This is a genomic window from Nocardia sp. NPDC052001, from assembly GCF_040680615.1.
GTDB lineage: Bacteria > Actinomycetota > Actinomycetes > Mycobacteriales > Mycobacteriaceae > Nocardia.
The window spans coordinates 178283-189714 of sequence record NZ_JBFAXC010000009.1 but is presented as its reverse complement, the minus strand read 5'-3'; the positions used below and the strand labels follow the sequence as shown (position 1 = coordinate 189714).

Sequence of the window (11432 nt, the reverse complement as noted above, 5' to 3'; positions counted from 1 at the left end):
TTCACTATTCCGGGTAAGTCAGGAAATACCGAGTTCGGAGCCGATGAAATCGATCAGATCGGCGTCCGTGGCGGACTCGGACAGGGCCGGGGTGCTCTCGGGTTCAGTTGTGCCGCTGTCGGATTCATCGAGCAGACGGCGCAGACGGTCGAGTGCGACGGTCCGTTCGGCGGCGGGTAGGTCAGCTCCCGCCAAGCCCGCCGCCACGCGCTCCAGGTCACCGAGCAGGATGTCCAGTCGCGCCGGTTGGACCGGAACGAGCTCCCCGGCAATGAACGTGGTCAGCGCGGCGACCGTGGGATGGTCGAAGACCAGGGTGGCGGGCAGGTCCAGGCCGGTGCGCCGGCGGAGCCGGTTTCGCAGTTCGACCGAGGACAGGGAGGTGAATCCCTGATCGCGCAGTCCTCGATCGTCATCGACCACGCTCGAATCGGCGTGACCCAGCGCGGCGGAGGTCTCCTCCCGCACCAGGGCGTGGACTCGACGATGCCGCTCGGCGTCGTCCAGCGCGGCGAGCACCTGGACGGGATCGACGGCGGTCGCGGATTCGGCTACCGGCAGCACCTCGGTAAGTAGCCGGGCGTGGATCGGATCGGCTGCGGCCCAATCGATATCGGCGACAACGAGGTTGCCTTCGCCGCCCACCACCGCGTATTCGAGTGCGGTGAGCGCCGGTGCCGAATGCATCGCCCGCAGTCCGCTCCGGCGTAGCTGCCCGGCTGCCGCACCGGCGATCCCCGCACCGGCCCAGTGCCCCCACGCGACCGAGGTGGCGGGCAGGCCGAGTCGGCGTCGGTGTGCGGCCAGCGCATCGAGCGATGCGTTCCCCGGCGCGTAGTTCGCCTGCCCCGGAACCGGAACGATGCCGGTGACCGAGGAGAACAGCACGAACGAGGACAGGTCGAGGTCGCGGGTGAGCTCGTGCAGATGCAGCGCCGCACCCACTTTGACCCGATGTACCCGCTCCAGGCGTTCGCGGTCCAGACCTTCGATCAGCGCGTCGTCGAGTACGGCGGCGGTGTGCACCACATCGGTGAGCGGACGGTCGGCCGGAATGCTCGCAAGCAAGGCCGCCAACGCGTCACGGTCGCCGACATCGCACGCGGCGATCACCGGATGCGCTCCGGCGGCGGACAATTCCGCGATCAGCTCGGCCGCGCCGGGTGCCTGCGGCCCGCGCCTGCTCACCAGCAGCAGGTCCGTGGCGCCATTGCGGGCCAGCCTTCGTGCCACATGCGCGCCCAGTGCACCGGTGCCGCCGGTGATCAGCACGGTTCCGGTCGGACGCCACCGGCCGGTGGCCCGCAGGGTGCCCGGGCGCACTCGTTTCACCCACGTTTGCCCATCGCGTATGGCGAATTCGCGCTCGCCGCTGAGGTTTCGGAGCGCAGCGATCACCTGCTGGGCGGTTTCGGTATCCGGCTCAGCCGGTACGTCGATGACCGTGCCCGGGCCGAGACCGCCTTCGGTGGCCGCGGCGGTGACGAATCCGGCGTGCCAGGCACCGGAAGGATCCGAGGCGAGTCCGGAACCGTCGGCGGGCATTACCCCGTCGATGTCGTCGGAGGTCACCGTCGCACTGGTCACCACGGCCAAGGCGGTGACCCGCGCTGTGGCGGCGGCGGATTGGGTCAGGTAGGCCGTGCCGACGGCGAGATCGAGGTCGAACACCGACCCGGCGGAACGCACGGCCAGCGGCAGCAGCGAGACCACGGTCAGGCTCTCCCCCGGCATCTCGGCCAGCGCGGTCTCGAGCGCGGATCTCGTAGTGGTGGAGGGGTTCACGCACACCTCGAGGACGCGCGCGCCACCGAGCGCCACCCGCAATGTTCGCGCCCATTCGTCGGTGGCACCGTTGTCCGGGCTCACCAGTACCCAGGTCGGCTCCGTTTCGGGTGTCACTCCGGTGGAGTGCAAGCGCTCCCACCCCGTGCGGTGAATCCATTCGCCGGGCACCTGATCGACAGCGCCGTTCGGGGTATCGATCCAGTAGCGCTCGCGCTGGAAAGCGTAGGTGGGCAAGGCAACCCGACCCTGGTCGGGCACGATGGCGGACCAGTCCACGTGGTGGCCGTGGGTGAATACGGTGGCCGCAGCCGTCAGCACACCGGTGACCTCGTCCCGGTCGCGACGCAGCGCCGGGACCACGGTGACACCCTCGAGCACGCTCGACAGGGCTGCCGCCAGCACCGAGTCCGCACCCAGCTCGACCACCAGCCCGACGCCGACGGCGGCCAGGGTGCGTGCGGCATCGGCGAAACGAACCGTGCCGCGCAGGTGCTGGACCCAGTAGGAAGGCTCGGCGAGTTCCGCGCCGGTCACCTCGCGGCCAGTGTGATCGGACACGATCCTCGGGCCGGTGACCTCGGCGAAAGTCAGCTCGGACACCACGGCACCGAACTCCTCGAGCACGGGATCCATTGCCGCGGAATGGAACGCGTGTGAGACGGCGAGCCGCTTGACGCGGTGACCGACTGCCGACAGGTCGGCCGCGACGCGCGACACTGGCTCCTGCGGGCCCGAAATCACCACCGCGCGTGGGCCGTTCACCGCGGCGACCGCGACCATGTCAGCGGCGTCATCAACTGCGCCGGTAACAGCGGTGACTGCGGCGATCGCGGAACGCACATCGGCTTCGGTGGCTTCGACCGCCACCATCGCACCGCCCGACGGCAGACTGTCCATCAGGCGGGCACGGGCGGCGACCAGCCGGGTCGCGTCCTCCAGCGACAGCACCCCCGCCACATGCGCGGCGACTACACCGCCGATCGAATGCCCGGCAACCGCGGCCACTTCCACACCCCAGGACTCCCACAGGCGGTAAAGCGCGACCTCGACCGCGAACACCACCGACTGGGTATAGACCGTGCGGTCGATGAGCCCCTCGGTGCCGGGTCCGCCGAAAGCCACCTCACGTACCGAGAATTCGACCGCCGCGCCGAGATACCGGTCCAGCAACTCCGCCGCGGCCTCGAAAGCATTGCGGAACACCGGGAATCGGTCGGCCAGTTCCCGTCCGACTCCGGCCCGCTGACTGCCCTGCCCGCCGAAGACCACCCCCACCGCACCGGACGACGTGCCCGGACCGGTGATGACGTTCGCCGCGACGAGTCCGTCCGCGAGCGCTCGCACACCCGACCGCAGAACCGCGGCACCCTCGGCGATCACCACCGCGCGTGCGGCGAATCCGGCTCGGTGCCGGATCAGCGAGGACGCGACCGCGCCGGTCGCGAGTGCCTCGGGTCCGGAGAGGTGCGCGGCGAGACGATCCGCCTGCGCGCGCAGGGCGGCCGGAGTCCGCGCCGACAGCACGAATGGCACGGGCTCCGCCGGGATCGGAGCCGTTTCGGCGACCGGAACATCGGGAGCTTCTTCGATGATTACGTGGGCGTTGGTACCGCTGATCCCGAACGATGACACCGCCGCGCGCCGGGGCCGCACGTCCCGGGGCCACGGCCGTGACTCGAGCACGGGCCGCAAAGCTCCGTCCAGCCAGTCGACGAACGGCGAGGACGGTTCGGCGTGCAGGGTCGCGGGAATCAGCTCATTGCGCAGTGCCAGAACAGTTTTCGTGACACCGGCGGTACCCGCGGCGGCCTGGGTGTGACCGATATTGGACTTGAGTGAACCGAGCCACACCGGCTCGGCACGATGCCGGCCGTAGGTTTCCTGCAGTGCCTGGGCCTCGATGGGGTCGCCGAGCGCGGTGCCGGTGCCGTGCGCCTCGATGACATCGACGTCGGTAGGTTCCAGACCCGCGTCGGCCAGCGCCGCACGAATCACCCGCTGCTGCGCGGGGCCGTTGGGTGCGGTCAAGCCGTTGGACGCACCGTCCTGATTCACCGCGCTTCCTCGCACCACAGCCAGGACCTCGTGGCCCAGCCTGCGGGCATCGGAAAGCCGCTCCACCAAAAGCACACTCACCGCCTCGGACCAGCCGGTCCCGTCAGCGGATGCGCCGAACGCCTTGCAACGACCGTCAGCGGCCAGGCCGCCCTGTCGTGCGAATTCGGTGAACATGCCCGGACCGGCCATGACCGTCACGCCACCGGCGACCGCGAGATCGGCCTCCCCCGCCCGCAGTGCGCGCACTGCCAGATGCAGAGCCACCAGCGATGACGAGCACGCGGTGTCCACGGTCAGTGCGGGCCCGGCGAGCCCGAATGTGTACGCGACCCGGCCCGACAGGACACTCGGGGACGTACCGGTCAATCCGAATCCGGCTGCCGCCCCGCTGATCTCATGTAGACGTGGGCCGTACTCCGAGGGGCTCGCCCCCAGATAGACGGCGGTGCGGGTGCCGGTGAGCGACTGCGCGACGATACCCGCGCGCTCGAACAGTTCCCACACCGATTCCAGCACCAGCCGCTGCTGTGGATCCATCGCGACGGCCTCACGCGGTGAGATTCCGAAGAACTCCGCGTCGAAATCGGGTGCCTCACGCAGGAATCCGCCACGCCCACCGGTCTCGCCGAGCACATCGGAGAGCCCGGCCAGGTCCCAGCCCCGGTCGGCGGGCAGGTCCGCGATGGCCTCGCCACCGGATGCGAGCAGATCCCAGAGCGCTTCGGGAGACGCGTGCCCGCCGGGGAATCGTCCGCTCAGCGCGATGATGGCGATGGGCTCAGCGATATTGCTCGAAGGATCATTGCCGGATGGGTTGTTGCCTGGAGCGTCAGTGTTCGGAGCTTCCGAAAGCTCCGCGGCACCGCGCGGATTCGCTTCCTCGTGGGTGAGCCGATCCTGCGTGGACCGCCCGCGCAGCCGGTCGGCGAGGTGCGCGGTCAGCGCGTCGGGGGTCGGGTAGTCGTAGACCACGGTCGGTGCCAGTGTGAGGTCGAGTTCCTGTGTCAGCAGGATCGCCAGCTCTCGTGCCCCGAGCGAGTCCAAGCCCAGGTCTCGATAGGTGACCTCGGTATCGACCTGCTGCGGGTCGGTGTAGCCCAGCACCGTCGCGGTCGCTTCGCGCACGGTGGTAGCGATTCGTACCGGCACCCGGGCGGGCGAAATCGGCGCCTGCTCCGATGGCGCGGCAGCGAACCGAGGGGAAGGATTCGGGCGCTCGGCCGCCGTCTCCAGAGCACGGTCCGGCGGCCCATCCAGCCAGAAGCGTTCCCGTTGAAAGGCGTAGGTGGGCAGGTCGATCCGAGTCGCGGGTCCTACCAGCGCGGCCCAATCCACCCGGTTGCCATTGGTGTGGACGACTGCGGCGGCGGTCAACAGTCCCGCGACCTCGTCGCGCCCGCGCCGTAGGGAGGCGGTCGCAACGACCTCACCGGGTTCGGACAGTGCAGCGGTTACCAGTGGCGTCAGAACCGCGTCCGCGCCGAGCTCGAGGAAGGTGCCCACACCCTCGGATCGCAGGGTGCGCACCGCGTCGGCGAAGCGGACTGTGCCACGCAGATGCCCGGACCAATACTCGGGGCCGAGTTCTTGCGCAGCAGCAATCGGCGCGCCTGTCGTATCGGAGATGAGGGTGAGTTCCGGTGCGGACCAGTGCAATTCGGCAATCGCCGCCTCGAAATCGGCGAGCACCGGGTCCATCGCGACCGAGTGGAAGGCGTGCGAGACCGCGAGGCGCTTGACCCGCCGTCCAGCCTCGGACAGCGCGTCGGCGACGACCGAGACATCACGATCGGGACCCGAGATCACCACCGCCCGTAGGCCGTTCACCGCGGCCACCGCTACGGCACGCGACCGCCCGGCGGTCTCGATCGCGGCCAGTACCTCCGCCTCATCCGACTCCACGGCCACCATGGCGCCGCCCGCAGGCAGCGCGCCCATCAGGCTGGCGCGCACCGCGACCATACGCGCCGCGTCGGACAGAGACACCGCACCGGCCACATGCGCGGCCACCACACCGCCGATCGAATGCCCGGCCACCGCGGCGACCTCGATCCCCCACGATTCGAGCAGCCGGTACAGCGCCACCTCGACCGCGAAAATCACCGGCTGGGTATAGGTCGTCCGATCGATCAGTCCCTCGGTGCCCGGTCCACCGAAGGCCACATCACGTACCGAGAAGTCGACCGCCGCACCGAGATACCGATCGAGTAGCGTCACGGACTCGTCGAAGGACGCACGGAACACCGGGAACAGGTCGTATAACTGCCGTCCGGCCCCCACCCGCTGGCTGCCTTGACCGCTGAACACCACGCCCACGCTGCCGTGTGCGCCGGAGCCCGTGATCACCCCGGCGGCCGTGCGCCCTAGCGACAGTGCGCGCAGACCCGTCACCAAAGCATCGGCGTCCTGTGCCAGAACGACAGCGCGGCTGTCGAATTCGACCCGGTCCCGGATCAGCCCCGAAGACAGCGACGCGAGGCCGGGTGTTCGATCCGCCACGAATTCGGCCAGGCGCTCGCCCTGTGCGCGCAGCGCCTGGCTCGACCGGGCCGAGACCACGAACGGCCGTACCGGTGCCGCCGCTGCCTGATCGGCACGGTCCTCGGGGCCGCGTTCGCGCCACTCGCCGGTCCCGTCGGGGGCCTGTTCGACGATCACGTGCGCATTGGTTCCGCCCATACCGAAGGAACTGACTCCGGCCACCAGCGTGCGCTCCGGATGCGGCCAGGAACGCGCCACGGTCACCACACGCAGGTTCGCCGAGTCGAGAACCAATGCGGGATCGGGGTTTTCGTGCCCCAGGGTCGCGGGCAGCTCGCGATGGCGCAGGCTGAGCACCGTCTTCAACAAACCCGCCAAGCCCGCCGCACCTTCGAGATGACCGATGGTGGACTTCACCGACCCGACCAGCAGCGGCTCGGCCGCGGTCCGGGTGCGACCGATCGTCTCGGCCAGTGCCGCCGCCTCGATCGGATCCCCGGCGCGCGTCCCGGTCCCGTGCAGCTCCACATACTGCACATCCCCGGGGGCGATCCCGGCCCGCTGCAGAGCTTGCGCGATGACCGCCGACTGCCCGGCAGCGGTGGGCACCGTGAACGATTGCCCGCCCCCGTCATTGGCCACTGCGGTCGAGCGGATCACCGCGTGAATCCGATCCCCTTCCGCGACAGCGTGATCCAGCGGCTTGAGCAGCAACACCACCGCACCCTCACCGCGCACATAACCGTCGCGATCGGCATCGAACACCGAGGCGCGCCCGGTCGCGGAGAGGCCGCCGAACCGTTCGGCGATCCGCGCGCCGTCCCGGGTCAAATTCAGATTCACCGCTGCGACGAAGGCCGAATCCGTCTCCCCCGCAGCCAAGCTCGTGCACGCCAGGTGCAGTGCGGTCAGGCCCGAGGACTGGCCGGAGTCGACCGTGAAGCTCGCACCACGCAAGCCGAAGGCATAGGAAAGCCGATTGGCGAGCGCACCGCGACTCAGACCCGTGAGCGTGTGCCGCGTGATGGCCGCGGCCCCGCCGTCGTGAACCACTGCGGCATAGTCGGCGGCCATCGCGGCGGCGAATACGCCGGTGGCCGACTCCCGCAGATCGGTGATGGGAATGTTCGCGTCTTCGGCAGCCTCCCAAGCCAATTCGAGCAGCAGACGTTGCTGCGGGTCCATCAGCCGAGCCTCGGCCGGGGAGATGCCGAAGAAGGCGGCATCGAAGCGATCCACGTGCGGGAGGAAGCCGCCGACCAGGTCGGCCACATCGCCACCGGACGCGGCGCGTTCGGCGGCGGGCACCCCGAGCGAAATTTCCGCCGATTTCAGGAGATTCCAGAATTCGTCGGGATTGTTCGCTCCGGGAAGCCGGCAGGAGACGCCCACTATCGCGACCGCACGGGAGAATCCCCCATACCGAAAAACGTTCACAAGATCTCCTTTTGATCCGGAGAAGAATTCGAGTACGACCCCCGCTCGAAAGCTCCGTGAAGTTATTGTGCGAGCCCGATTAACGAACCAACAACCGGAGGTGGCAGAGGTCACATCGAGTAGTCACGGCCGAATTTCACTGTGCCCCAAATGTTTTCATGACGCGATCGGGATATCCGATATGCAGCCATCACTGAATCCGATCGATTGCCGCACCCGTGCGCGGCGATATCGGAATTCCGGTCGCCATTCATTGCAATCTCGCAGATTCAAAGGGCGGCAGGGCGATTCGATGTCCGCTTAGATGATGTTTCAGCGTCGACCAACCCGAAGGTGACTGTACGGTATGCCCGATCCGCTGGATTTGCTGCATTTGCGCACACTCGTGACCATCGCCGACACCGGCGGCTTCCGACGCGCGGCAGACGCGTTACACCTGAGCCAGCCCACCGTCAGCCAGCACATCCGCATGCTGGAGCGGAGACTCAAATGCGTTCTCGTCGAAAAGAACGGTCGCACTTCACGTTTCACACCCGAGGGGGAGCGGCTCGTGGTGGAGGCCAGACGCCTGCTGGCCGCACAGGACCAGGTGCTGGCCCGCTTCTCCGAAGCACCGCGCCCGCAGATCAATATCGGCTCCACCGAGCACGCCGCCGACGGTTTGCTACCCGACCTGCTCGGCGTGCTGCGCACCACCTATCCGGAAGCGGGCCTGCACTTTCGCATCGACCGGTCCACCGCGTTGACGGACGCGGTGATCAAGGGCGTGCTGGATCTGGTGATCGTCCTGGGCGGCAACACCGCCGAACCGGTCGGCACCGAGGTGGGCGTGCTGGACCTGAAATGGTTCGCGGCACAGAATTGGCAGCTGCCGTCGGCCCCCGGCCCGATCTCGCTGGTCGCCTTCGCCGAACCCTGCGGCCTGCGTCGCCGCGCCGTGCGGGCGCTCGGCGAACGCGGCTACGAGGTCTCGGTGACCGCCGAATCCGGCAACCTCGACGGCCTGCTGGCCGCGGCGAAGGCCGGTCTGGGCGTCGCCCTGCTGCCGTGTCTGTCCGCCGCGCCGCGCGATCTCGCCCCGATCGGCGGGCTGCCCGAGGTGGGCGCGATCGATGTCCGCCTGGTCACCCGGCGCGGGCTCGAGGACCATATCGAGAACATCGCGGTCCAGGCCATCACCGCGCACTACCGCGCGATCTCCAGCCGAGGGCTGCGCGGCGTCGCCTGAATCGACTGCGCGAATTACCAATACGAACGACGTCTCTCGAAAGTAGTTGTGCCATGACAGATCTCGCCGTAGACCCTGCCGAAGCGCCGGCGGCGGAAGTACTGACGCCCGGCGTGCTGCCCGAATCGCTGCTGCACCGACTTCACCGGCGTGCCCCTGAATACGATCGCGACAACCGTTTCTTCACAGAGGATCTGAACGAACTCCGGGAGATCGGCTACCTGCGTGCGGCGATCCCGGTCAGTCACGGCGGACTCGGGTGGACGCTCACCGAATTCAACCGCGCCCAGCGCGCCCTCGCGTACTGGGCGCCCGCCACCGCGCTCGGTGTGAACATGCACCTGTACTGGACCGGTCCGCTGGCCGACCGGATCGCCGCCGGTGACTCCACGCTCGACTGGCTCGCGCATGAGGTGGTGGCGGGCAAGGTCATCGCCTCCGGTCACGGTGAACGCGGAAACGATCTGGCCATCGACGATTCCACCACCAGCGCTGTGCCGGTCGAGGGTGGGTACCTGGTCAACGGGCACAAGATCTTCACCTCACTCTCGCCCGCGTGGGACTGGCTTGGCATCCACGCCCGGGACGACAGCGATCCGGAGCACCCGCGCATCCTGCACGCGTTCGTGCCGCGCACCAGCGAGGGGGTGCACACCGTGGAAACGTGGGACACCCTCGGTGTACGGGCCACGGCCAGCCACGACACGGTGTTCACCGATGTGTTCCTCGCACAGGAACACGTGGTCGACAGCTACGAGCGCGGCGCGAACCCGGGACCGTTCATTTCCTCGATCCTGCCGTGGGCGATCCCGGCGCTGGTCAACGTGTACCTCGGAATCGCCCGCCGCGCAGTCGATATCGCGCTCGAGTCGGCGCGCACCCGCACTGTGCTGAGCCTGGACGGGAAGCCGGTCGCGGGCAAGCCGTTCGTGCGGTACCACGCCGCAGAAGCGGAATTGGCCTTGGAAGCGGCGACCGCGCACCTCGATCACATCACCGAAGTACTCGCCCGCGGAGAGGATCTCGGCGACCGGCTGCTGCTGGCGTTGTTCGCGGTGAAGGAGAACGGCACCAGGACCGCGCGCACGGTTGTGGATCTCGCGCTCGAGATCGGCGGCGCAGGCTCGATCCACCGCCGCAACGAATTGGAGCGACTGTATCGCGACGTCCGGGCAGGAAGTTTCCATCCACCCAGCAGCGACAGCGTCCATGAGTACATCGGCAATTTCCTGCTCGGCGAGTGAAAAAGGAATTCGGACAATGACATTGGCACACATCGGCAACCGGGCGGACCGTGCGGCCGAAGCCGCAGTGATCTTCCAACGCGCCGGCATCACGGTCGAGCGGCTCGGTGAGCACATCGGCGCACGAGTCGGCGGAGTGCGGCTCGGCGGCGACCTTCCCGCCGACCAGGTCGAAGCGATCCGGCTGGCCCTGGCGATCAACAAGGTGATCGTCTTCACCGGCCAGCACCAGCTCACCGACGAATCGCAGTACGAGTTCGCCGAATTGCTCGGCACCCCCACCGAACCGCACCCCACCCTGACCACGCTCGGCACCCGACTGCTCACGATCGACGGAGCCGCGAACAGCTGGCACACCGACGTCACCTTCGTCGACCGCATCCCCAAGGTCTCGATCCTGCGCGCGATCATCCTCCCCAGCTACGGCGGCGCCACCACCTGGGCGTCCACGGTCGCCGCCTACGAACAACTACCGCCGGCACTGCGCGCACTGACCGAACAACTGTGGGCCACGCACAGCAATCTCTACGACTACGTCGGTCAGACCGGTCAGTCGAACGTCGGTAAACAGTACGAAGAATTCACCAGCACCGAGTACCAAACCCTGCACCCCGTCGTGCGGGTACACCCCGAAACAGGCGAACGTTCCCTACTCCTGGGCCACTTCGCGAAGAGCTTCCGCGGCCTGACCACCCCCGAATTCCACTCTCTCTACCAACTACTCCAAGCACGAATTACCAAACTGGAGAACACATTCCGCTGGAACTGGCACCTGGGCGACGTCGCGATCTGGGACAACCGCGCCACCCAGCACTATGGAATCGCCGACTTCGGCGACCAACAACGCAAACTACACCGCATCACCCTCGCCGGTGACGTCCCTGTCGACATCACCGGAGCCCACAGCGAAGTACTCCAGGGAGACGCCTCGCACTACAGCGCCATCGTCCCCTCACCACGTCTGAAGTTCTTCGCCGCTTGACCTGTCAGGCCGCGTCCCGGTCAGTCGCATCCGCCATCGCCGACCCCGGCACCCGCCGCCGACCCAGCGGAATCGCCTGAACCACACGGGAAGAGCGTCCCGATGGATTCGAGCGGACGGCAAGGAGATGGCCGCGGATGTCACTAATTCGCGCGCTCGTACCGGAAACCGAGGTCCGGCCTGAACAGGCCGCGGCTGCCTCGAAGAAGCGGAA

4 protein-coding genes are annotated in these 11432 nt (G+C 68.0%); 3 read left to right on the top strand and 1 reads right to left on the bottom strand.

The window, feature by feature from the left end:
- Positions 1–18 precede the first annotated feature (18 nt).
- Positions 19–7764, bottom strand: a complete 7746-nt coding sequence (locus AB0L82_RS33685; protein WP_364645681.1) for a type I polyketide synthase — start codon at positions 7762–7764, stop codon at positions 19–21.
- Between the two features lie 346 nt (positions 7765–8110).
- Between AB0L82_RS33685 and AB0L82_RS33680 the strand changes: the two genes are divergently transcribed.
- From AB0L82_RS33680 to AB0L82_RS33670, 3 genes are read left to right on the top strand one after another with little or no spacing between them, the layout of a single operon-like run.
- Positions 8111–8992: a LysR family transcriptional regulator gene (locus AB0L82_RS33680; RefSeq protein ID WP_364645678.1), complete on the top strand. Its 882-nt coding sequence runs from the start codon at positions 8111–8113 to the stop codon at positions 8990–8992.
- 53 nt (positions 8993–9045) lie between these two features.
- Complete coding sequence (locus AB0L82_RS33675; RefSeq protein WP_364645674.1) at positions 9046–10236, top strand: acyl-CoA dehydrogenase family protein; 1191 nt, start codon at positions 9046–9048, stop codon at positions 10234–10236.
- 16 nt (positions 10237–10252) lie between these two features.
- Positions 10253–11218, top strand: coding sequence for a TauD/TfdA family dioxygenase (locus tag AB0L82_RS33670; RefSeq protein WP_364645671.1), 966 nt, complete (start codon positions 10253–10255; stop codon positions 11216–11218).
- The last annotated feature ends 214 nt before the right edge of the window (positions 11219–11432 follow it).